The organism is Rhodococcus sp. WMMA185, assembly GCF_001767395.1.
Lineage (GTDB): Bacteria > Actinomycetota > Actinomycetes > Mycobacteriales > Mycobacteriaceae > Rhodococcus_F.
In genome coordinates, this window is the sequence record NZ_CP017014.1 from 4,347,830 (window position 1) to 4,369,691 (window position 21,862).

20 protein-coding genes are annotated in these 21,862 nt (G+C 63.5%); 9 read left to right on the plus strand and 11 right to left on the minus strand.

Translation table 11 applies throughout. The annotated features are described in order from the left end of the window. Positions 1–45 precede the first annotated feature (45 nt). The 5 genes from BFN03_RS19480 to BFN03_RS19500 all read left to right on the plus strand — a co-directional run bounded on the left by BFN03_RS19480 (position 46) and on the right by BFN03_RS19500 (position 7,078). The gene (locus BFN03_RS19480; RefSeq protein WP_070380398.1) at positions 46–1,833 is read left to right on the plus strand and encodes an NAD(P)/FAD-dependent oxidoreductase; all 1,788 of its coding nucleotides are present in this window, start codon (positions 46–48) and stop codon (positions 1,831–1,833) included. Between the two features lie 15 nt (positions 1,834–1,848). Next, entirely contained in the window at positions 1,849–3,636 is a 1,788-nt protein-coding gene (locus tag BFN03_RS19485) for a flavin-containing monooxygenase (RefSeq protein ID WP_070380399.1), read from the plus strand. A 17-nt stretch (positions 3,637–3,653) separates the two neighbouring features. Then, positions 3,654–5,477: an NAD(P)/FAD-dependent oxidoreductase gene (locus tag BFN03_RS19490; protein ID WP_070380400.1), complete on the plus strand. Its 1,824-nt coding sequence runs from the start codon at positions 3,654–3,656 to the stop codon at positions 5,475–5,477. Between the two features lie 65 nt (positions 5,478–5,542). Continuing rightward, entirely contained in the window at positions 5,543–5,830 is a 288-nt protein-coding gene (locus tag BFN03_RS19495) for a hypothetical protein (protein WP_157109659.1), read from the plus strand. A gap of 159 nt (positions 5,831–5,989) precedes the next feature. Continuing rightward, on the plus strand, positions 5,990–7,078 hold the full coding sequence (locus BFN03_RS19500; protein ID WP_232320375.1) for a beta-propeller fold lactonase family protein: 1,089 nt from the start codon (positions 5,990–5,992) through the stop codon (positions 7,076–7,078). Positions 7,079–7,181: 103 nt separating this feature from the next. Here the strand turns inward: BFN03_RS19500 and BFN03_RS19505 are convergent, their stop codons facing one another. From BFN03_RS19505 to BFN03_RS19535, 7 genes are all read right to left on the minus strand, one after another. Continuing rightward, positions 7,182–7,967 carry an anti-sigma factor gene (locus BFN03_RS19505; RefSeq protein ID WP_084385702.1) on the minus strand — a complete coding sequence of 262 codons (786 nt, stop codon included), beginning with the start codon at positions 7,965–7,967 and terminating at the stop codon, positions 7,182–7,184. Then, positions 7,960–8,538 carry a sigma-70 family RNA polymerase sigma factor gene (locus BFN03_RS19510; RefSeq protein ID WP_070380403.1) on the minus strand — a complete coding sequence of 193 codons (579 nt, stop codon included), beginning with the start codon at positions 8,536–8,538 and terminating at the stop codon, positions 7,960–7,962. The genes BFN03_RS19505 and BFN03_RS19510 overlap by 8 nt, the downstream gene beginning before the upstream one ends. A gap of 95 nt (positions 8,539–8,633) precedes the next feature. Continuing rightward, on the minus strand, positions 8,634–9,434 hold the full coding sequence (locus BFN03_RS19515; RefSeq protein WP_070380404.1) for a DUF1295 domain-containing protein: 801 nt from the start codon (positions 9,432–9,434) through the stop codon (positions 8,634–8,636). After that, positions 9,431–10,771: an SAM-dependent methyltransferase gene (locus tag BFN03_RS19520; RefSeq protein ID WP_070380405.1), complete on the minus strand. Its 1,341-nt coding sequence runs from the start codon at positions 10,769–10,771 to the stop codon at positions 9,431–9,433. The genes BFN03_RS19515 and BFN03_RS19520 overlap by 4 nt, the downstream gene beginning before the upstream one ends. Beyond that, positions 10,768–11,550: a DUF1365 domain-containing protein gene (locus BFN03_RS19525; protein ID WP_070380406.1), complete on the minus strand. Its 783-nt coding sequence runs from the start codon at positions 11,548–11,550 to the stop codon at positions 10,768–10,770. Before BFN03_RS19525 ends, BFN03_RS19520 begins: the two co-directional genes overlap by 4 nt. Next, positions 11,502–12,836: an NAD(P)/FAD-dependent oxidoreductase gene (locus BFN03_RS19530; protein WP_070380407.1), complete on the minus strand. Its 1,335-nt coding sequence runs from the start codon at positions 12,834–12,836 to the stop codon at positions 11,502–11,504. The genes BFN03_RS19525 and BFN03_RS19530 overlap by 49 nt, the downstream gene beginning before the upstream one ends. Positions 12,837–13,015: 179 nt before the next feature. Continuing rightward, positions 13,016–13,669, minus strand: coding sequence for a fasciclin domain-containing protein (locus tag BFN03_RS19535; protein WP_070380408.1), 654 nt, complete (start codon positions 13,667–13,669; stop codon positions 13,016–13,018). A 207-nt stretch (positions 13,670–13,876) separates the two neighbouring features. On the opposite strand from BFN03_RS19535, the gene BFN03_RS19540 reads away from it, so the two are divergent. Next, a complete protein-coding gene (locus tag BFN03_RS19540; protein WP_084385703.1) occupies positions 13,877–14,500 on the plus strand; it encodes a lipocalin family protein in 624 nt (207 codons plus the stop codon). Here BFN03_RS19540 and BFN03_RS19545 read toward each other — a convergent pair. After that, positions 14,425–15,960, minus strand: a complete 1,536-nt coding sequence (locus BFN03_RS19545; protein ID WP_070380410.1) for an SDR family oxidoreductase — start codon at positions 15,958–15,960, stop codon at positions 14,425–14,427. The two genes, BFN03_RS19540 and BFN03_RS19545, sit on opposite strands and share 76 nt — an antisense overlap. 59 nt (positions 15,961–16,019) lie before the next feature. Between BFN03_RS19545 and BFN03_RS19550 the strand changes: the two genes are divergently transcribed. Continuing rightward, the gene (locus BFN03_RS19550) at positions 16,020–17,366 is read left to right on the plus strand and encodes a TIGR01777 family oxidoreductase (protein ID WP_070380411.1); all 1,347 of its coding nucleotides are present in this window, start codon (positions 16,020–16,022) and stop codon (positions 17,364–17,366) included. Here the strand turns inward: BFN03_RS19550 and BFN03_RS19555 are convergent. Beyond that, positions 17,347–17,715, minus strand: coding sequence for an MmcQ/YjbR family DNA-binding protein (locus BFN03_RS19555; RefSeq protein WP_070380412.1), 369 nt, complete (start codon positions 17,713–17,715; stop codon positions 17,347–17,349). The genes BFN03_RS19550 and BFN03_RS19555 overlap by 20 nt on opposite strands. An 85-nt stretch (positions 17,716–17,800) precedes the next feature. Further along, positions 17,801–18,826 carry an L-glyceraldehyde 3-phosphate reductase gene (mgrA, locus tag BFN03_RS19560; RefSeq protein WP_070380413.1) on the minus strand — a complete coding sequence of 342 codons (1,026 nt, stop codon included), beginning with the start codon at positions 18,824–18,826 and terminating at the stop codon, positions 17,801–17,803. Positions 18,827–19,073: 247 nt separating this feature from the next. On the opposite strand from mgrA, the gene BFN03_RS20350 reads away from it, so the two are divergent. Then, the gene (locus tag BFN03_RS20350; protein ID WP_157109660.1) at positions 19,074–19,499 is read left to right on the plus strand and encodes a hypothetical protein; all 426 of its coding nucleotides are present in this window, start codon (positions 19,074–19,076) and stop codon (positions 19,497–19,499) included. 71 nt (positions 19,500–19,570) lie between these two features. Further along, entirely contained in the window at positions 19,571–20,425 is an 855-nt protein-coding gene (locus BFN03_RS19565) for an SMP-30/gluconolactonase/LRE family protein (RefSeq protein WP_070380414.1), read from the plus strand. Here BFN03_RS19565 and BFN03_RS19570 read toward each other — a convergent pair. Then, entirely contained in the window at positions 20,403–21,746 is a 1,344-nt protein-coding gene (locus tag BFN03_RS19570; protein ID WP_070380415.1) for an MFS transporter, read from the minus strand. The two genes, BFN03_RS19565 and BFN03_RS19570, sit on opposite strands and share 23 nt — an antisense overlap. Between the last annotated feature and the right edge of the window lie 116 nt (positions 21,747–21,862).

Sequence of the window (21,862 nt, forward strand, 5' to 3'; positions counted from 1 at the left end):
CTGGAACCTGCATACCTTAGGTTTCGGGGGTTTGAGGAGCGTCACATGACGAAGTCGGTTCTGCGGCCTGCGGATCCAACGACTCTGACACCTCGCGAACGTGTCGATTCGTGGTTGGCGAGCTTCGAGTCCGCTCTCGCTGATCGTGACATCGACCGTGTCGCAGCGATGTTCGCGGTCGACAGTTTCTGGCGTGACCTGGTGGCGTTCACCTGGAATATCGCGACGGTCGAGGGCCGGGACGGTGTCACGGCGATGTTGCGGGCACGGTTGGATGACACCGATCCATCGAACTTTCGTGCCGGCGAGGAGCCGGAGGAGGCCGATGGTGTCACGTCCGCGTCGATCGAGTTCGAGACGGCGACCGGACGGGGCAAGGGGCACTTGCGGCTCAGGGGTGATCAGGCGTGGACGTTGCTGACCACGATGGAGGAGCTGAAGGGTCACGAGGAGCGGCGGGGGACACATCGCGTCAACGGTGCGGAAGAGCGTGCGCTCGAGGAGCGGGAGTTCGGTGGTTCCCGCCAGCCGTATGTGCTGGTGATCGGTGGTGGACACTGCGGGATCGTACTGGGTGCGCGGCTGCGTCAACTCCGCGTTCCGGCGCTTGTCATCGACGAGCACGAACGGCCCGGTGATCAGTGGCGCGAACGGTACAAGTCGCTGCGCCTGTACGATCCGGTCTGGTTCAGCCACCTCCCGTATCTGCCCTTTCCCGACAATTGGCCGGTGTTCTCACCGAAGGACAAGCTCGGTGACTGGCTCGAGATGTACACGAAGGTCATGGAGGTCCCGTACTGGTCCTCCACCACGTGCCAGTCGGCGAAGTTCGACGAGGAATCGAAGCAGTGGACCGTCGTACTCGACCGCTCCGGACAGCAAGTGGTGCTGCATCCGAAGCACGTCGCGGTTGCGACCGGGGTGCACGGCGAGCCTCATGTCCCAACGTTCCCCGGTCAGGACATCTTTCGCGGTGAGCAGCACCATTCCAGTCGACATCCGGGGCCCGACGCCTACGCCGGTAAGCGTGTCGTCGTGATCGGTTCGAACAGCTCGGCCCATGACATCTGCCTGGCATTGCACCGCAGCGGTGCCGATGTGACGATGGTGCAGCGCTCCTCCACACATGTCGTCAAGTCGGAAACGCTGTTGGACCTCGGACTCGGAGACCTGTATTCCGAACGTGCACTCGCGGCGGGCATTACCACGGAGAAGGCCGACCTCACAGTTGCGTCAGTGCCCTACAAGATCATGGCGGAGCTTCAGATCCCGATCTACGAGGAGGTCGCCGAGCGGGACAAAGACCTGTACGACCGGCTCGAGAAGGTGGGATTCAAACTCGATTTCGGTGACGACGGGTCGGGGATCTCGATGAAGTTCCTGCGCCGCGGATCCGGTTTCTACGTCGATGTCGGGGCGTCGGATCTGGTCGCGGACGGAAGCATCCGCCTCGCGTCGGGTCAGGTGGAGCGGCTGACCGAGGATGCGGTGGTGCTCGCCGACGGCACCGAGTTGCCGGCCGATCTGGTCGTCTACGCCACCGGCTACCGCTCGATGAGCGGCCGGGTGGCCGACCTGATGGGCCAAGAGGTGGCCGACAAGGTCGGGCGGTGTTGGGGGCTGGGTTCGGCCACCACCAAGGATCCGGGTCCGTGGGAGGGGGAGCTGCGCAATATGTGGAAGCCCACCCGGCAGGAAGGGCTGTGGTTCCAGGGCGGAGGCCTGTCTCAGGCGCGCTTGTACTCCCTGTATCTCGCGCTGCAGCTGAAGGCCAGGTACGAGGGCATCCCGACCCCGGTCTACGGGCTGCCGCAGGTGCATCACCTCAGCTGACGGAAGGAGCGTCGGATGACGAAGTCGGTTCTGCGGCCTGCGGATCCAACGATTCCGACACCTCGCGAGCGTGTCGATTCGTGGTTGGCGAGCTTCGAGTCCGCTCTCGCTGATCGTGACATCGACCGTGTCGCAGCGATGTTCGCGGTCGACAGTTTCTGGCGTGACCTGGTGGCGTTCACCTGGAATATCGCGACGGTCGAGGGCCGGGACGGTGTGACCGGGATGTTGCGGGCACGGTTGGATGGCACCGATCCGTCGAACTTCCGTACCGGCGAGGAGCCGGAGGAGGTTGATGGTGTCACGTCCGCGTTGATCGAGTTCGAGACGGCGACCGGGCGGGGCAAGGGGCACTTGCGGCTCAGGGGTGATCAGGCGTGGACCCTGCTGACCACGATGGAGGAGCTGAAGGGTCACGAGGAGCGGCGGGGGACACATCGCGTCAACGGTGCGGAAGAGCGTGCGATCGAGGAGCGGGAACTCGGTTACAGTCGCAGGCCGTACGTGCTGGTGATCGGTGGTGGCCAAAACGGGATCGCGTTGGGTGCGCGACTGCGTCAACTCCGCGTTCCGGCGCTTGTCATCGACGAGCACGAACGGCCCGGTGATCAGTGGCGCGAACGGTACAAGTCGCTGTGCCTGCATGATCCGGTGTGGTTCGATCACCTTCCCTATCTGCCCTTTCCCGACAATTGGCCGGTGTTCTCACCGAAGGACAAGCTCGGTGACTGGCTCGAGATGTACACGAAGGTGATGGAGATCCCGTACTGGGGATCGGCCAGGTGTCGGTCGGCGAAGTTCGACGAGGAATCGAAGCAGTGGACCGTCGTCCTGGACCGTGTCGGCGAGAACGTGGTGCTGCACCCGAAGCATCTTGTGCTCGCGACCGGACTGCACGGCAAGCCCAACATCCCGGCCTTTCCCGGTCGGGAGGTTTTCCGCGGCGAGCAGCACCATTCGAGTCGACATCCGGGGCCGGACGCCTACATCGGTAAGCGTGTCGTGGTGATCGGCTCGAATAACTCGGCTCATGACATTTGCCAGGCCTTGTATGAGAACGGTGCCGACGTGACGATGGTGCAGCGCTCCTCCACACATGTCATCAAGATCGAAACATTGATGGACCTCATGTTCGGGGACCTGTATTCCGAACGTGCACTCGCGGCGGGCATTACCACGGAGAAGGCCGACCTCACACTTGCGTCGATGCTGTTCAAGATCATGCCCGAGTTCCAGATCCCGATCTACGAGAAGGTCGCCGAGCGGGACAAAGACCTGTACGACAGGCTCGAAAAGGTTGGTTTCAAGCTCGATTTCGGGGACGACGGGTCGGGGCTTGCCATGAAGTTCCTGCGTCGAGGTTCGGGCTATTACATCGATGTCGGGGCGTCGGATCTGGTCGCCGACGGCAGTATCCGCCTCGCGTCGGGTCAGGTGGAGCGGCTGACCGAGGATGCGGTGGTGCTCGCCGACGGCACCGAGTTGCCGGCCGATCTGGTCGTCTACGCCACCGGCTACCGCTCGATGAGCGGCCGGGTGGCCGACCTGATGGGCCAAGAAGTGGCCGACAAGGTCGGCAAGTGTTGGGGCCTCGGTTCGGCCACCACCAAGGATCCGGGTCCGTGGGAGGGCGAGCTGCGCAACATGTGGAAGCCCACCCGGCAGGAAGGGCTGTGGTTCCAGTGCGGAAGCCTGTCTCAGGCGCGGCAGTACTCCCTCTACCTCGCGCTGCAGCTGAAGGCCAGGTACGAGGGCATCCCGACCCCGGTCTACGGGCTGCCGCAGGTGCATCACCTCAGCTGAGACGGAAGGAGTGTCGGATGACGAAGTCGGTTCTGCGGCCTGCGGATCCAACGATTCCGACACCTCGGGAACGTGTCGATTCGTGGTTGGCGAGCTTCGAGTCCGCTCTCGCTGATCGTGACATCGACCGTGTCGCAGCGATGTTCGCGGTGGACAGTTTCTGGCGTGACCTGGTGGCGTTCACCTGGAATATCACGACGGTCGAGGGCCGGGACGGTGTCACGGCGATGTTGCGGGCACGGTTGGATGGCACCGATCCGTTGAACTTCCGTGCCGGCGAGGAGCCGGAGGAGGCCGATGGTGTCACGTCCGCGTTGATCGAGTTCGAGACGGCGACCGGACGGGGCAAGGGGCACTTGCGGCTCAGGGGTGATCAGGCGTGGACGCTGCTGACCACGATGGAGGAGTTGAAGGGTCACGAGGAGCGGCGCGGGACGAATCGTGTCAACGGTGCGGTACCCGAGTCGGGTGTGGGTACCCGGACCTGGGTGGAGGAGCGCGCGCTCGAGGAGCGGGAACTCGGTTACAGCCGCCAGCCGTACGTGTTGGTGATCGGTGGTGGCCAAAGCGGGATCGCGTTGGGTGCGCGGTTGCGTCAGCTTGCTGTTCCGGCGATCGTGGTCGATCGGCACGAACGGCCGGGTGATCAGTGGCGGAAGCGGTACAAGTCGCTGTGCCTGCATGATCCGGTGTGGTTCGATCACCTTCCTTATCTGCCCTTTCCGGACAATTGGCCGGTGTTCTCGCCGAAGGACAAGATCGCCGACTGGCTCGAGATGTACACGAAGGTGATGGAGATCCCGTACTGGGGATCGACCACCTGCACGTCGGCGAAGTTCGACGAGGAATCGAAGGAGTGGACCGTCGTCCTGAACCGCGCCGGCGAGAACGTGGTGCTGCACCCGAAGCACCTGGTGCTCGCGACCGGACTGCAGGGCAGGCCCCGTGTCCCCGCATTCCCCGGGCAGGACATCTTTCGCGGCGAGCAGCACCATTCGAGCCGACATCCGGGGCCGGACGCCTACACCGGTAAGCGTGTCGTGGTGATCGGCGCAGGTAACTCGGCCCACGACATCTGCCAGGCGTTGTATGAGAACGGTGCTGACGTGACGATGGTGCAGCGTTCGCCCATGTATGTGGTGAGGTCGGAGACGCTGATGGATCTAGGATTCGGGGATCTGTATTCCGAGCGTGCGCTGGCGGCGGGAATTAGCACGGAGAAGGCAGATCTCATCTCGGCGTCGATGCCCTTCAAGATCATGGCCCAGTTCCAGATCCCGATCTACGAGAAGGTCGCCGAGCGGGACAAAGACCTGCACGACCGGCTCGAAAAGGTGGGGTTCAAGCTCGATTTCGGGGACGACGGGTGGGGGTTCGCCACGGTGTACCTGCGTCGCGGCTCGGGCTATCACATCGACGCCGGGGCGTCCGATTTGGTCGCGGACGGCAGCATCCGCCTCGCATCGGGTCAGGTGCAGCGTCTGACCGAGGACGCGGTGGTGCTCGCCGACGGCACCGAGTTGCCGGCCGATCTGGTCGTCTATGCCACCGGCTACGGTTCGATGACCGGCTGGGTGGCCGACCTGATGGGCCAGGAAGTGGCCGACAAGGTCGGAAAGTGTTGGGGCCTCGGCTTCGGCACCACCGAGGATCCTGGCCCGTGGGAGGGCGAGCTGCGCAACATGTGGAAGCCCACCCGGCAAGAAGGGCTGTGGTTCCAGTGCGGAGGTCTGGCTCAGGCGCGGCAGTACTCCGTGTACCTCGCCCTGCAGTTGAAGGCCAGGCACGAGAAGATTCCGACCCCCGTCTACGGGCTACCGGAGGTCCATCACCTCAGCTGAGACGGCTCGATCCTGCTGCTCCCGGTGTTGATCTGCACCGATATTGGGGCGGTGATCCACAAGGGTTGGGTGCGCCCACACAGACGTCCACCCTCGGTATCGGCCACCGACAGCCCCTGCTGGGTATGACCGGAATGGTTGCGGCAGCAGCGGATTCCGTCATCGACACTGTCCCGGCCGGGGCGTTCCCTCAGGGGGTAGCGATCAACCCTAGCGGAAAATGCTTCTGTGTCAACAATTTCGGTGCCGATACGGTGTCGGTGATTGCCATTGAGCACTGCATGGATTGGCTGCGTTTCGACTTGGGTTCGCCCACGGGCGGCGGCTTCGGGGCTGGCAGCACGCTTAGCTGACACCCGCGCGGAAAGCCCCGGTGCGGGATTCGGCGAGTCGTGGGCTGGAAATCAGTATGTGGTTGTTAGTCTTCGATGGGCTGGTGATCGGAGACTGATTGCGGGCCAGTTCCATTGCACGGTTGATCCGTTTTGTTCCTCGTACTGCAGGAGAGAAATGTGAATCACCACAGTCGTTTCCGCAGGTATCCCACGTTTCGGGCAGGGGTTCGGAGACTGGTGCTCGGGTTGATGGCCACGGCCCTGATGGTGCTGGGTATGGCCGGTGTGGGGGCGGGGGCCGCGGCGGCGGATACCGTCATCGCCACCGTCCCGGTCGGGCTCGACCCGGAGGGGGTGGCGATCACCCCGGACGGGGCCTTCGCCTATGTCGCCAACGGTGGTTCCGGCACGGTGGATGTGGTCGACACCGCCACGAACATGGTGGTTGCCACCGTCCCGGTCGGGGCCCTCCCGATCGGGGTGGCGATCACCCCGGACGGGGCCTTCGCCTATGTCGCCAACTCTGGTTCCGGCACGGTGGATGTGGTCGACACCGCCACCAACATGGTGATCGCCACCGTCCCGGTCGGGGGCGGACCGGAGTGGGTGGCGATCACCCCGGACGGGGCCTTCGCCTACGTCGCCAACGCTGTGGCCAACACGGTGGATGTGATCGACACCGCCACCAATATGGTGGTTGCCACCGTCCCGGTCGGGGTCACCCCGGAGGGGGTGGCGATCACCCCGGACGGGGCCTTCGCCTACGTCACGAACTCTGGTTCCGGCACGGTGGATGTGATCGACACCGCCACCAATATGGTGATCGCCACCGTCCCGGTCGGGGCCGTCCCGTTCGGGGTGGCGATCACCCCGGACGGGGCCTTCGCCTACGTCACGAACCCTGGTTCCGGCATGGTGGATGTGATCGACACCGCCACGAACATGGTGGTCACCACCTTCGCGGTCGGGAACTTGCCGGCCGGGGTGGCGATCACCCCCGACGGCCTCCGCGCTTACGTCGCCAACAACGGCGACGCCACGGTGGCTGTGATCGACACCGCCACCAACACGGTGATCGAGACCGTCCCGGTCGGGGTCGACCCGCGCGGGGTGGCGATCACCCCGGACGGCACCCGCGTCTACGTCACCAACAACGGTAACGACACGGTGTCGGTGATCGCTGTCGAGCAGTGCCTGGGGTCGCTGTGCATCGACTTCGGTTCGCTCACCGGCAGCGGCTCGGGTGCGGGCAGCGCGTTCAGCTGACGCCCATACCGTTCCAGCCGGATGACGCCGCCACCTTTACTGTGAGGGTGACGGCGTCATTCGGTGTGTGGACGCGAGTCGGCTGACAGCTGGGCGACGAAGATCAGCTGAGGGTCACAGTCGCGAAGATATCGCTGGGTTCGGTGGACCCGCCGGGTGGTTCGACACTGAATCCGAGGGCGGTCGACTGGTCGATACCGCTGACTACTGCGGTCGTGGACGGTGCGACCGCGGAGGCGTCCATGATCCCGGCAGACACGGGATCGTGGGAGGGGCCGAGCAGCCACATCTGGTAGACCGTCCCCGGCGCCGGCGGTGTGACATCGTTCATCACCAACACGCCTGCGTCCACATCCTTGGAGAACACGACGGTGGCCGAGCCGCCGCCGGCGATCGGCGTAACCGATGTGCGGACGTCGTCGGCCGCCAATATCTGCGCGGGCACCGGTTGGCCGGGCTCGCTGCGGAACTGCTCGGCCACCGTCACCCCTCCGACTGCGAGAACGACGGCGGCGGCTGCGGCGCTGACCGCGACGGCAATGCGCCTACGCCTCCGGGCTCTGGCCTGATCCAGCGACAGCGGGGTCGGTATCCCGCTCGTCTCGGTGGGAGGGAGAGCGGCAAGGATGTTGCCGAGCAGATGCTCGGGGGGATCGACCGCAGTGGACGCGGATTGGACGGCCATCGTCTCGTGGATGGTGCGAACGGTGTCGTCGAACTCACGGCGAACGTGCGGCGGGGCGCTCACGACCGCCGCTCGGATCTCTTTGCGTTGTTCCTCGTCGACAGCATCGAGCGCATACACATGAGCGAGATCGAGGGCGCCGTTCTCGGTTTCATCATTTCTGGCGTCGCCGTTTCTGGCGTTGCCGTTCTTTATGTCATCCATCGAATCTCACCCCCAAACATTGCTGGAGTCTGATCAACCCGTCCCGTATTCGGGACTTCACCGTGGCAAGCCCGACGGACAGTTGCTCCGAGACCTCCCGGTAGGTCAGCCCGCCGTAATAGGCGAGGACTACTGCTCTGTGCTGAACCTCTGTGAGTGTTTCGAGGCAGTCGACGACGCCGCTGTTGTCTTCTCGGCGAACTACTTCCTCTGACACCGCATCGAAGGAGCCGTACCAGTTCGAAGTGCTGTAGGCGGCTTCGCGCGCGGAGCCGGACTGCTCGGAGCGCACACGATCAACAGCCCGGCGGTGGGCCATGGTGATCAGCCAGGACAGCGGCGACCCCAGGGCGGGATCGAACTTCGCCGCGGACTTCCAAACCTGCAGGTACACCTCCTGGGTAGTCTCCTCGCTGTATCCAGGGTCGCGCAGAACCCGCACAACCATGCCATACACCCGGCTACTGGTGCGTTCGTAGAAATCGGTGAACGCCTCGCGCTCGCCATTCGCGATCCGCGCGAGCAGAGATGCCAGGGCCATGCTCTCGGTGGCCCTGCCAACGTCGGTCATCGGTTCGGTCCGCTCATCGTTCCACAGCCTAGTAGGAGGCTGTGGCCGGTGTGACGAATGGACCAAATGACCTACGAGCGATGCCGGCATGCCACTCACCTCTTCGGCGGTCGGGGGAGGAAGTAGCTGGTCCTCTGCTGGTACTCAGGGTAGCCAGGACGCCGCGACATCGACTTCTCGAGCAACCTCGCCCCCGTTGTGTACACCAGGAAGTAGGTCATCGCGAGCGGGGACAGCACGGTGAGGACACCGGGCCAGACGCTCGCCGAGATGAGCCAGAGTCCCCACCACACACAGAAATCTCCGAAGTAGTTCGGGTGCCGAGTCCAGGCCCACAGGCCGGAATCCATGATCTTGCCGCTGTTGGACGGGTCGGCTTTGAACTGCCGCAGCTGGTGGTCGCCGACGGATTCGAACACCAGACCCACGGCCCACAGTGCAACGCCGATCGTCGCAACCACCGTGCCCAGACCAGATGTTGCACCCACAACAGCAGACACCTGCAACGGCAGTGAGACGAACCACTGCGAAAGGCCCTGAGTTGCGAAGATCTTTCTGATCACCGTGGTGGGCGAATCACCGCCGGCTCTCTCCAACATCGCTACGTAGCGCGGGTCCTCGCCCTTGCCTGCGGACTTTGCATACATGTGCCACGTCAGCCGCAGTCCCCAGATCGCAACGAGCACGAAGATCAGCCACCGCCGGAGCCCATCGCCCTCGCCGAGGACGGCAGCGATGAGTGCCACCAAGACGAATCCGAGTCCCCAGGACACGTCGACGACGTTGTACCGTCTGATTCGCCTCCCGATCAGGTACGTCGCTGCTTGGAGGAGGGCGAGTACCAGCAGACTCGCAAGGGATATAACGGCGAAGTTCGACCAGTCGAATCCGTTCATCTGTTTGTTCCCGTTCTCTCGAGGACGAGTTGCGCGGCGTCGATGTATCCGGATCTGAACCCTGCTTCCGAGTAGCAGAGGTAGAAGTGCCACATTCGGCGGAATATCTCGTCGAACCCGAGCTCTTCTGCCCGCGAGCTGGCCGAGCCGAATCGCTCCTTCCACAAACGCAGCGTCTCCGCATAGTGCCGGCCCATACTCGAGCGTTCCCGCACGCGCAGCGTCGTATGCTGCGCCGCGATGGACTCGATGGCCTTGCTCGAAGGAAGGCACCCGCCCGGAAAGATGTACTTGTGCACCCAGGTGTAGGTGTTGCGGGTTTGCAGCATCCGATCGTGCGGCATCGTGATGGCTTGCAGCGCCACCTTCCCGCCAGGGGCGAGAAGTCGGTCGAGCACACTGAAGTACTTTGCCCAGTACTGATGTCCAACGGCTTCGATCATCTCCACTGACACGATCGCGTCGTACTCACCGTCGACTTCGCGATAGTCGAGAAGGTCTATCTGGACCGACTTCGAGTGGCCGGCCTCGGCAACACGCCTACGAGCCAGGTGCTGCTGTTCGCGCGACAGTGTTACCGAACGGACCGTCGCGCCGCGCTGCGCCGCCCTGATGCACAGTTCTCCCCAACCGGTCCCTACCTCCAACAGGCGAGTACCGACGCCTACGCCGGCCAGGTCGAGCAGCCGATCGATCTTGTTGCGCTGGGAATCTGCGAGATCCTCCCACTTCGGCGCGCTCTGCGGGGTGGGTGCCTCCAAGACTGTGACGCCGCGTACCTCCCCGACCTGGGTGGGGGCCGAAGGGAACAGTGCACACGAGTACGTCATCGTCTCGTCGAGGAACGTCTCGAACAATTCGTTGGACAGATCGTAGTGACGGGAAATGTTCGAGCGGGCATTTCGTTCGGTATTGCGCTCTTGCTCTGGGTGTTTGGCGACATAGAGCGTGCGGAGCCGTTGCAGTGGACGCGGTATGAGCGCCGAGATCCGCGAGGCGAACACTGTCAGTACCGCTGCGAGGTCTGGTGACGTCCAGTCGCCGGCCATGTACGACTCGCCGAAACCGATGAGCCCACTAGCCCCGACTCGTCTGGCGAACGCATCGGGGTTGCGGATGATCATGCGAGGCAGTATCTCCTTGCCGCGACTCGCCCCCACCAGAGTGCCGTCGGGGTACTCGATTCGAACATCGAGTCCAGCCGCGGCACGTCGGAACAGTCGATCGGCGACCTTCGCCGACACGGAAGCTCGCAGGCCGGTAGGCACTTCGGCCAGCCCTGGCCAAGCTTGATTGTCGATCGGCCGGTCGAGGTCTGTTTCCTTCTTCGTTCTCACTGGGCTTTCTCCTTCAAGTGACCGGGTCGAGCCATGACCGGGAGTCCGCGGGCCCACAAAGTGATTCCCTGGACGCGAATTCGAGCAGAGACTGCGAGAGGTGCAAGGGGGAAACGTAATTGAGTTCTCAGGATCGTCCGGAGGGTGACGGTCTGACGCTTCCCGCGTACCGAAGCGGTGAACGGAGCGTGACCGTCCCGGTGAAGAACCACGGTCAGCGCGAGGGTGTCACTTGGCTCTGGCAGCCACATGTCGTACCGTCCGCTCACGTCATTGAACGGCGAGACATAGAACTGCTTGTCCGTTTGGGCCCAGGCGTTGGTATCGGGTTCGATCAGATAGCTGTGCCGTTGACCGTATGTGTTGTGTACCTCGGCGACTATGCATCGCAAGTTGCCGGCAGGGTCGTGGCACCAGTACACGCTCAGCGGATTGAAGACGTAGCCGAGAACTCGTGCGTTGAGCAGAGCCGTAACCCGGCCGCCTTCGAGGTTGATGCCGTGCGCCGTGAGGAATGCGTCGACCCTTCGCCGCAGCGTGTCCGGTCGGCTGTCGTCTCCGGGCTCGAAGTGGTCCTCAGCGAGGAAGCGTGCGAAGGGCCGCAGCCATGGAGACAATCGGGGTAGGGCGTCGAGATCGACGAACCAGTTGTAGCTCGTGTATTCGAAGCTGTTGCGGATGGGCTCGACGCGTGCGTGCCGAATTGTCGTCGCGTAGATCGCTGGGCTGGTCACGATACCTCCTCCCGCTTGTGATCTTGCGCGATCGGGGTTTCCCATTCTCCGCCGATCCTCTCGGCTGCCCTCGAGCCCGATAGAGCTCCGTCCTCGTGAAACCCCCAACCTTGATATGCCCCAGCGAAAGCGACGGTATCGGTCGACAGTTCACCCATTCTGGATTGAGCAGCAACGGAATTAGGGGTATAGATGGGATGTTCATAGGTCATCTCGGCGATAACCTTGGCTGGATCGACGAGATGATCACCGCCGAGGGTGACCAGAAATCTCCTGTCTCGCACGGCATCCAGGCGCATCAAGCGTGTGATGTCGTAGGTGACAATTACTCCGGACGCATCCACGGCATCGGCCGGGGTCAGGTAGTTCCAGGATGCTCGCGCGTTCTTTGCTCGAGGCAGTAGCGATTCGTCCGTATGCAGTTGAGCACGATTCACCGTGTACGGCATACCGCCGAGCACCTCGGTCTCGAGTTTGGACGGCTTGCCGAGCATCGCGAGCGCCTGCCCTGGGTGCACTGCCACCACAGCAGCGTCGTAATAGCGGACGTCGCCTTTGCTGTCTACGATGCACGCGCCGTCGTCGTTGCGGTCCAATCGCTTCACCGACGTATCGAGAAGTATCTCGTCGATGTGTGTCGCTACCTTCTCGACATACCTGGCCGAACCGCCGGTCACCGTTCTCCACGTGGGCGAACCGAAGACCGTCAGCATCCCGTGGTGATCGAGGAACGTGAACAGGTACCGCGCCGGGTAACGGGACGCCGAATCAGGATCGCACGACCACACTGCGGCGACCAATGGAGTCATGAAGTGTTCGACGAAGTACCGGTTGAAGCGGTTGCGGGCGAGGAAGTCGCCCAACGACTCTTGCGCGTCACGCTCGGTGGCGGGAGTGTCGAGCAGTGCGCGTGCGCGGCGGTGGAACCGGAGTATCTCACCGAGCATCCGCCAGTAACGAGGCTTCCTCAGGTTGGCTGTTGTCGGGAATAGCCCGCGAAGACCCTTCGCGCCCGCATACTCGAGTCCGTCGACGTCGGACCGAATCGACATCGACATGTCTGACTCCTGGGTGGCCACGTCGAGCTCCGCGAACAGGCGGAGCAGCGTCGGGTAGGTGCGGTCGTTGTGCACGATGAAGCCCGTATCGACATCCACTTCGGCGCCGGAGTCGAGAGTCAGGTGATGGGTATGAGCGTGGCCGCCGAGTCGAGTGTCGGCCTCGTAGAGGGTGACACGATCACGGCGTGAGAGAACATAGGCAGCGGTCAGTCCTGCGACGCCGCTGCCGATCACGGCGACGTCTCTCCGCTGGGGGCGAGCTGTGTCCATATCAATCATTCGGAGCTGGGGATGTGTCGGATGGCCGAGGGGTGCGTCGGATGCTGGAGCCGGGGAAGGAATGTGGTGCTCATGTAGAAACCCGGCGGTATCGCGCTGAGACCGATACCGCCGGGCGTACTACCGAGATCCGAGTACCTGCTCGTGCAAGTACTTACTCGGGCATCTACTTACTGGGGCATCAAGACGGTGTCCACGAGGTACACCGTGGCGTTGGCGGTCTGGATGCCGCCGCAGATGACGCCCGCGTCGTTGACCATCAGGTTGTCACCCGAACCCGTGACGGTGACCGTGCCACCTTCGACGGTGGCGTGCTCGCCGACGATGTCACTCGGTGGGATCTGGCCGGGGACTACGTGATAGGTCAGGATCTGGGTGAGCAGCGCAGAATCGGTCGACAGAGTGTCGATCGTCGCCGGGTCGAGCTTGGCGAATGCGTCATCCACGGGGGCGAAGACCGTGAACTCCGATCCGTTGAGAGTGTCGACGAGGTTGACATCCGGGTTCAGCTGCCCGGAAACCGCTGCCGCGAGAGTGGTGAGTACGGGGCTGTTGGAAGCCGCGGTGGCGACGGGTTCGACCGCCATCGCATCGATCGAGCCGGGGCCGTCAGGCACCGACGCCGCGTAGTCCGCGCAACCCGGTCCGACCAGGTTCGCAGCCGGATCCGCGGTGGCAGGTGTCGTTGTCGCCTCAGCTGTCGTGGTCTCGGCTGCCGTCGTCGTGTTGTTCGCGGAGCCGTTGTCATCCGAGGAGCACGCTGCGCCCATCAGTGCCAGGGATGCGGTTGCTGCGACTGCCAGAACTCGGGTGGTGACCTTCATTGTTTTGCCTCTCGCTGATGTGTGTGGATAAGTACCGTGCGACAGGAGTTCGGAGCGGTATCCGAATCGGATGGGTGGATTTTTTCGACTTCTGCTACCCATCCGATTCGCGAGGGGTTTCGAATGACTCTCGAGAGAGTCCCGTGGGGTGACTCGCTCTACGCTGCTTGCTTCTTATCGACTGCATGATTGTTGAAAGGACTCGAGATGACCCGCCCTATGGTTCGTGGATTCATAACCGGAATGCTGGCCTCAGCTCTCGCTCTGGTGCTGTCCGCGGGCCCTGCACAGGCTCAGCCGCCAGGGCCGGAAGACATACCGGGCGCGCTGGAACCGGTTCCTTCTCTTGATATTCAGAGATACCTCGGCACGTGGTATCAGTTGGCTGCCGTACCCCAGCCGTTCAACCTGAACTGCGCGCGGGACACTTCGGCGACGTACGGATATGTCGATTCATCGAACATCAGCGTCGCCAACAGGTGCACGACCTGGACGGGAGGAACGAGCGGCGTCAACGGGAATGCGCGCGTCAACGATCCGGCCACCAACGCCCAACTGCACGTGAGCTTTACCGATGTGCCCTTCCAAGGTTCGCCGGACGGCCCCACCAACTACGTGGTCACCTACATCGCCGATGACTACTCATGGGCGCTGGTCGGTGATCCGGCACGTTCGTCGGGATTCGTCCTCTCTCGTACGCCGGCGGTCGACGATGCGGGGTGGACGCAGATCCGGCAGGTGGTGGAGTGGCGTGGCTACAACTCGTGCTTGTTGCTGACATCCCCGACCACCGGTGGACGAGAGGACATTGTGCCGCTGTGCACCGTCTGACGGGCCGCGCAGCCGGTGATGTTCTCCAACATTCCTTTGAAGATGATTCCGTGGAACGGCAGGATGGAATACCAATAAATGCGTCCAGCTAGACCTTTGGGGAAGAATATCGCGCGTTGATCGAGGCGCGAGCGACCCGCACCAACCGCATGCACGCGCCATTCGAGCCACGCCGCGCCCGGTAGCCGCATCTCAGCGCGCAGGCGCAGCAAGGTTCCTCGGTCGATGCGCTCTACACGCCAAAAGTCCAACGGGTCACCGGTGTTGAGCTGCTTCTGGTTTCGGCGTCCTCGGGCAAGTCCGACACCCCCGACAACTCGATCCAGCCAGCCGCGAATGGACCATGCGAGAGGGGAGGAGTACCAACCGTTCTCGCCGCCGATACTCTCGACCACACTCCATAGCGTTGCGGCGTCGGCGTCACACTCCTTCGTGTGTTCGTCGGTGTAGACGACTTCGCCGGCCCAGTGGGGGTCCGATGGAAGGGGCTGCGAGGGTGCGTCCACCGGAGATGCCCCGGCCCATGAGGTCTCCACATCACCGTTGTCCGTTCGCCACAGCGCCAATCGCACGGCTTCCCGATACGCCGTCAGCCCCTCTTTCGGAGGCGGGATGATTTCGTCGATGTCGTGCTCCGAGGCAACGGCATCGTCGCGCAGTGATTCGATCAACGCTCGGCCGAGCGACGGGGGAATAGGGGTTACGAGTCCGATCCACAAGCCTGCAAGTTTCGGTGTCAGGACGGGTAGGACGAGAATGCGACGGCGCCCGAGACCGGCGATCTCCGCGTAGATCTGCATCATCTCGCCGTACCTGATGACGTCGGGACCGCCGATGTCATAGGTGCGGCTACGCGGAAGTGGAGCCTCCGCCGCCTCCACGAGATAGTGCAGCACGTCTCGAACTGCGATCGGCTGGATCTTGTTGTTCACCCAACGCGGGGTGGTCATCACCGGCAATCGGTTGGTCAGATGCCGAATCATCTCGAAGGACGCCGAGCCTGCTCCGATGACGACACCGGCCTGCAGAACCATTGTGGGAATACCGGATTCGATGAGGATCTGGCCGACTCGCGTTCGAGAACGCAGGTGCGGGGAAAGATCTGCCGAGTCGGGATGCAGCCCGCTGAGGTAGACGATGCGGCTCACGCCACAATTTCGGGCTGCCTCCACGACGTTCTCCGCGCCGATACGTTCGGCCTCCTCGAATTCCTCCGCGCCGCCCATCGAATGTACGAGGTAGTAGACGACATCGACGTCTGTGAATGCGGCAGCGAGCGATGCGGGATCGCTCAGGTCACCGCGGGCTATCTCGACTTCGGAGGCCCAGGGAACGTCCGTCAGTTTGTCGGGCGAGCGTGCCAGCACGCGCACCTGGTAGCCGACTTCAACGAGCCGGGGGGCGAGGCGTCCGCCGATGTACCCGGTAGAACCCGTGACCAGCGCGCGTAGCTGCGCCATGTCCACACGTTACCTCCATTTGCCCGTGTTTCGGTTTGGTTCGCAGCTAGGGTCGGGGGATGGGCATCGTGTACTCGAGTGTCATCGAAGCCCCACGGGACGAGTTGTTCGCCTGGCATACGAGGCCGGGGGCCTTCACCCGACTGTCACCGCCGTGGCAACCACTGACGTTGGCCAGGGAGTCCGATTCCTTGAAGTCGGGGAAGGCGGAACTACGGCTGCCCGGCGGTCTGCCATGGGTCGCACAACACGATCGGGACGAGTACGACCCGCCGCACCGGTTCGTCGACTACTCCTCGGCATTGCCGATGAGATTGCTCGTACCGTGGCGGCATACACACACGTTCGACGCCCTGTCGGAGGGTTCGACCCGGGTAACCGATCATGTCGACACCCTTGTGCCGGCCAGGTTCCTTCGGTCGACATTCGTCTACCGCCACCGCCAACTCGCGGACGACATCGCCCGGCACCAGTGGGCGTCCACGCTCCTGCCGGAGCCCCTCACGATCGCGGTGACGGGCAGTTCGGGTCTCGTCGGTTCGGCGCTGACCGCGTTCCTGAGCACGGGCGGGCACCGAGTGGTGCGCCTCGTGCGCCACTCCCCAGGTTCTCCTGACGAACGGCTATGGAACCCGTTCGACCCCGCCGGCGACCTTCTCGACGGGGTCGATGCGGTAATCCACCTTGCCGGTGCATCCATCGCGGGAAGGTTCACCGACACCCACCGTCGGGCGATCAGGGGCAGTCGCATCGAGCCAACGCGACGCCTGGCCGAGGCGGCTGCCGAGGGTGGGGCGAAGGTATTCGTCAGTGCTTCGGCGATCGGGTACTACGGCCCACAGCGTGGTGATGCGATTCTCGACGAGCGCAGTGAGCGCGGTGACGGGTTCCTTGCCGACGTCGTGGCGGAGTGGGAAGAAGCATCAAAGGTTGCCGCCGAGGCGGGGTTGCGGGTGGTGAATGTTCGAACCGGGATCGTGCAGTCGCCGAAGGGTGGTGTGCTGCGACTACAGAGGCCCCTCTTCGAGGCCGGTCTCGGCGGCCGGTTGGGGACGGGAACGCAGTGGTTGTCATGGATCGACATCGACGACCTCGTGGACGTGTACCACCGCGCCCTGGTCGACTCGGAGTTGCGGGGAGCGGTCAACGCGGTGGCACCCAATCCCGTCCGCAACGAGGAATACACCGCCGTGCTCGCCTCTGTGCTCCGCCGCCCGGCATTTGTACCGGTACCCGATTTCGGGCCGAAGCTACTGCTCGGCGAGCAGGGCGCGCGTGAACTCGCCCTGGCCGATCAGCGGGTTACTCCGGGGCGCCTCCTCGAACGGGACCACTGCTTCCGGCGGCCCGACCTCGGCACGGCGCTGCGCCATCAGCTGGGGCGCTTCAAGACGGACGTGGGGTAGAACGCCCAGCGTCGTAGGCGGCGACTAGGCGTTTCGGTGCGGTGAGGCGCCACGCCTCCTCGACCAATTCAGCCAGTTCTTCGGCATCGACGCGGTCCAAGACCACATCGGTCCAGCCGTGCCGTCCGAGGTACGGCGCTACCAGAAATGCCTCGGGATCCTCCTGGAGCAGCGCCGCCTGCGTTTCCACCGTCGCCTTGAGGCACGCCGTGGGTGCACCGTTGCCGACGATTCCGAAAATCTTGTTGCGCACACGAAATGTCGGTTGATCGCCCCAGTCGGCGACCACAACCTCCTCGGCTTCCGGTAGCGCGAGCATCATCGCACGTACGTCGTGTTCGGTAGGCATAACAGCTCCTGTGGTCGGGGCGGCGGTTGGGCGAGTACCCGTTATACCTTCCGCCACCGACAGTCCGGACCGAGGTCGATGTCCTTCAGGAGGTACTGGGCTTGCGCCACAGGTCGACGCCGCCTTCGACGGCGCTCACATCGATCTCGGCGAGTTCTTCCGCCGAGAAGTCGAGGTTGTCGAGCGCGCCGAGGCTGTTCTCGAGCTGTGAGACGCTCGATGCACCGATCACCAAGGACGTCATGCGCGGATCGCGAAGGGCCCAAGCGATTGCCATTTGAGCCAGCGACTGTCCCCGGCGCTCGGCGATCGCGTTCAGCGCTCGGATGCGATCGAGATTCTCAGGTGTGAGCATGTCTCTCGTGAGCGAGGTTCCCTCGGTCATCCTCGATCCGGCCGGCACACCATCGAGGTACTTCGACGTCAACATCCCCTGGGCGAGGGGTGAGAAGGCGATGCAGCCGACGCCTGCGGGCTCGAGGGTGTCGAGCAGTCCTTCCTCGATCGTGCGGTTGAGCATCGAGTAGTTCGGCTGGTGGATGAGCAGTGGCGTGCCCATGGACTTCAGAATCGCGATGGCTTCGGTGGTTCGGGTCGGCGAATATGACGAGATGCCGGCGTACAGTGCACGCCCGGAGCGCACGGCCGTGTCGAGGGCCCCCATCGTCTCTTCGAGAGGCGTGCTGGGGTCGAACCGGTGCGAGTAGAAGACGTCGACGTATTCGACCTGCATCCGCTTCAGCGACTGGTCCAAGCTCGACAGCAGATACTTGCGCGAACCCATGTCGCCGTACGGACCCGGCCACATGTCCCAGCCGGCCTTGGTCGAGAGGAACAACTCGTCCCGATACGGCCTGAAATCCTCGTTCAGAATCCGTCCGAAGTTGATTTCGGCCGACCCGTAGGGCGGCCCGTAGTTGTTGGCGAGATCGAAATGAGTGACACCGAGATCGAATGCTCTGCGCAAGATTTCGCGCTGCGTGGCGAGAGGGCGGTCGTCACCGAAGTTGTGCCACAGGCCCAGCGAAATAGCGGGCAACCTGATTCCGCTGCGCCCGCAGCGGCGGTAGCTCATCGACTCGTAGCGGTCTTCTGCGGCAAGGTAGGTCATCAGGCGTAGTTCTCTCAGTTGTGCGAAACGCGCGGTGACATTTACTCCATCACAGTAGGTGCGATTCGCACCCTGCGTCAACCGTCGCCAGAAGCGTTGACCACCCATCCGAGGCGATCTACAGTCGTCTGTAACACGATGGCTAATCGGACATTTCGAACACGGTGATGCTGTTGCATGTGTTGCCCGGTGGGGTCGACTTGCAGGCGGCAGCGCTTTTGGAACCGGCAGCCTGTGTCGCGGCCGCGTGTCTCGAGCTTGCAGCAGTGCCCGGCGAGCGTGTGGCCGTCGTGGGCGGAGGAAGTCTGGGTTTACTTGCAGTACATCTACTTTCGGCGGTATCTCCGGCCGCACTCGGGATCAACTCGCCGAATCTTGTGGCGCAACGATTGTCATCACGGCGGAGGAGGCCGAGCGCCACCTCGGGAAGTTCGACGCGGTACTCGAAGCGGCCGGCGCCTCGGGCGCGGCCAGTCTGGCTACTCGCCTTGCGCACACCGTCTTCGGTGCGCCATCTCGGGCTTGGATTCACGCGGTGTCGGCGTTCACCTCCGGTGTATTGGATCCGAAGCTGATCATCAGCCGTGACCTCGAGTTGAGCGAGGCGGCCGACGCGCTACGGATTCTCGAAGAGGGACCCCGGAGTACCGTGAAGATTCTGCTGCATCCCTGATCCACAAGTCCTGTCGACGAGGAGAAAAGAGGCTGTCTGATGATCTCCACCGAGCTGGGTGAGAAGACGCGATGCCGGTAGCAGAGCAAGTAACCGACCCGTGCGCGCAGCATGGCGAAGGCCCGGTCTGGCACGACGGTTGGAGCGGGCTGCGTTGGGTAGACATGCTCGTCGGTGATGTCTTGATCATGGACTCTGTTTCGGGTGTGATCGACCGGCGTCACGTCGGGTCCGTCGCCGCTGCGCTTCGTCCGCGTAGTCGTGGCGGGGCGATCGTCGCCATCGAGCGTGGGTTCGCTGTTGCGGATGACGACATCTCGGATGTGCGCCGCCTCGAGGAAATTTGGTCTGACCCGAATATCCGGATGAACGAGGGGAGCTGCGCGCCGGACGGCAGCTTTTTCTGCGGGTCGATGTCCTACGACGAGATCCCTCACGCCGGCTCCCTATACCGACTGGATCCCGAGGGAAACGTCACGGTCGTATTCAGCGATGTAACCGTCTCGAACGGTATGGGGTGGAGTCCCGATGGATCCACGGTGTACTACGTGGACACCCCGACCCAACGCATCGACGCCTTCGACTACGCCGACGGCACCTTCTCGGGTCGGCGAACAGTGGTGCACGTGGATCCGAAGAAGGGCGCTCCGGACGGATTGGCGATCGATTCCGAAGGCGGGCTGTGGCTGGCGTTGTGGGGCGGTGGTGCCGTTCACCACTACACCCGCGAAGGAACACTCGCCGACGTCATCGAACTCCCGGTCCCGCGAGTTACCTCATGCGCGTTCGGGGGTCAGGCGCTCGATGAGCTCTACATCACGACCTCTCGCATCGGCACTGACCTTGACGCTCATCCCGAGGCGGGGGCCCTCTTTCGCGTGTCCGACGTGGTGCCGGGCATGCCTACGCTTCCCTACCTCGGGTAATGGGGGCGGCCGAAGGAGGAAGCTCAGCGATTGTCCGGGACGACGAGATTGCGATTGCACCGAGCAGTCCCACCAGGGCGAATGCGTAGAAGCCCCACGGCACGGCGTAGCCGGCACCCAGCATCACGCCGCCCAGGACCGGACCACAGATCGCGCCGAGCCGGCCGACGCCCGCAGACCACCCGAGCGCGGTTGCGCGGATCTGCGGCGGGTGATTGGCGCTGGTGAACGCGTACACGAGGACCTGTGCGCTGAAGACGAAGCAGCCTGCGAGGAATACGAGGATGTAGATCCCGAACGAGATCTTGACGCTCAGCAGCGCCAGGAAGACGGCGCCTCCAGCGAACCAGATGATCGCGGCCGTGCGTGGGCCGATCTTGTTGGCGACGCTGCCCGAAATCAGGAGGCCGACAACAGCACCCGCATTGAGAATCAGAAGGAATGTCAGCGACGCGCCGAGGTTGTAGCCGGCTTCGCGCATGATCGTCGGCAACCAGGTGTTGAGTCCGTAGACCAGCAGGAGCCCCATGAACGAGGTGACCCAGATGGCGATGCTGTTGCGGAGGAAGGGACGGGAGAACAGCGCGTGTACCGGATTGGCCGCCTCGGCGACGGAATGATGGGCGGTGTGCGGGTGCGCCTGCGCGGGCCGAATCCCGTGGCGTTTGGCGATCTGCTCGGCTTCGGCGTGCCTGCCCTGCCCGATCAGGTACGACGGGGATTCGGGGAGGTAGCGCAGCATCAGCGGGATCAGTACCACGGCGGGCAGTGCGCCGGCGACGAACATCGAGCGCCAGCCGAAGGGTTCGATCAGGACGATCGCCAGCGCGGCGGTCGCCACAGCACCGACGTGGTAGCCGGTCATGAGCATCGTCGATGCGGATCCGCCGCCCGGTTTCCTGGAGAACTCGTTGACCAGAGCCAGCGCTGTTGGCAACGCGCCGCCCAGGCCGAATCCGGCCAGGAACCGGAACAGTCCGAACAGGAGGGGGCTCGGTGCCACCGCGCAGAGGAGTGTCAGGACCGAGAACGCCGTCACGGTGAACAGCAGCACTCGGCGGCGTCCGATCACGTCGGTGAGCGTGCCGATCGTCAGCGCGCCGATGGTCATGCCGACCAGGGTGAGCGTCGAGATGAACGTGAGCGTGCCGGTCGTCAGCCCCCACGCCTCGTACGTGCTCAGGGAGGGGATGACGGCGCCGAGAACGACCAGGTCGAAGCCGTCGAGGAGAACGATCACCCAGCAGAGAGAGGCCACCCAGGTCGGAGCGGCTCGAGTTGGGGAGGAGTCTCGAGTTTCGCTCTGTAGTGACGTGGCCATGGCGCCCCCTGACATTAGGTGTTCTTGATGCGAACGGCCGTTCGTTCATGCTTGGGCGCCCATTGTGTGCCCCGTCACGCTCGGATGTCAACCAGGGCTTTCATCCAATGTCACAC

Coding starts and splice junctions, on each gene's coding strand:
- BFN03_RS19480 (WP_070380398.1), top strand. CDS start 46: ATGACGAAGTCGGTTCTGCGGCCTGCGGATCCAACGACTCTGACACCT.
- BFN03_RS19485 (WP_070380399.1), top strand. CDS start 1,849: ATGACGAAGTCGGTTCTGCGGCCTGCGGATCCAACGATTCCGACACCT.
- BFN03_RS19490 (WP_070380400.1), top strand. CDS start 3,654: ATGACGAAGTCGGTTCTGCGGCCTGCGGATCCAACGATTCCGACACCT.
- BFN03_RS19505 (WP_084385702.1), bottom strand. CDS start 7,967: ATGGATGACATAAAGAACGGCAACGCCAGAAACGGCGACGCCAGAAAT.
- BFN03_RS19510 (WP_070380403.1), bottom strand. CDS start 8,538: ATGACCGACGTTGGCAGGGCCACCGAGAGCATGGCCCTGGCATCTCTG.
- BFN03_RS19515 (WP_070380404.1), bottom strand. CDS start 9,434: ATGAACGGATTCGACTGGTCGAACTTCGCCGTTATATCCCTTGCGAGT.
- BFN03_RS19525 (WP_070380406.1), bottom strand. CDS start 11,550: ATGGGAAACCCCGATCGCGCAAGATCACAAGCGGGAGGAGGTATCGTG.
- BFN03_RS19530 (WP_070380407.1), bottom strand. CDS start 12,836: ATGGACACAGCTCGCCCCCAGCGGAGAGACGTCGCCGTGATCGGCAGC.
- BFN03_RS19535 (WP_070380408.1), bottom strand. CDS start 13,669: ATGAAGGTCACCACCCGAGTTCTGGCAGTCGCAGCAACCGCATCCCTG.
- BFN03_RS19540 (WP_084385703.1), top strand. CDS start 13,877: ATGACCCGCCCTATGGTTCGTGGATTCATAACCGGAATGCTGGCCTCA.
- BFN03_RS19545 (WP_070380410.1), bottom strand. CDS start 15,960: ATGGCGCAGCTACGCGCGCTGGTCACGGGTTCTACCGGGTACATCGGC.
- BFN03_RS19550 (WP_070380411.1), top strand. CDS start 16,020: ATGGGCATCGTGTACTCGAGTGTCATCGAAGCCCCACGGGACGAGTTG.
- BFN03_RS19555 (WP_070380412.1), bottom strand. CDS start 17,715: ATGCCTACCGAACACGACGTACGTGCGATGATGCTCGCGCTACCGGAA.
- mgrA (WP_070380413.1), bottom strand. CDS start 18,826: ATGACCTACCTTGCCGCAGAAGACCGCTACGAGTCGATGAGCTACCGC.
- BFN03_RS19565 (WP_070380414.1), top strand. CDS start 19,571: ATGCCGGTAGCAGAGCAAGTAACCGACCCGTGCGCGCAGCATGGCGAA.
- BFN03_RS19570 (WP_070380415.1), bottom strand. CDS start 21,746: ATGGCCACGTCACTACAGAGCGAAACTCGAGACTCCTCCCCAACTCGA.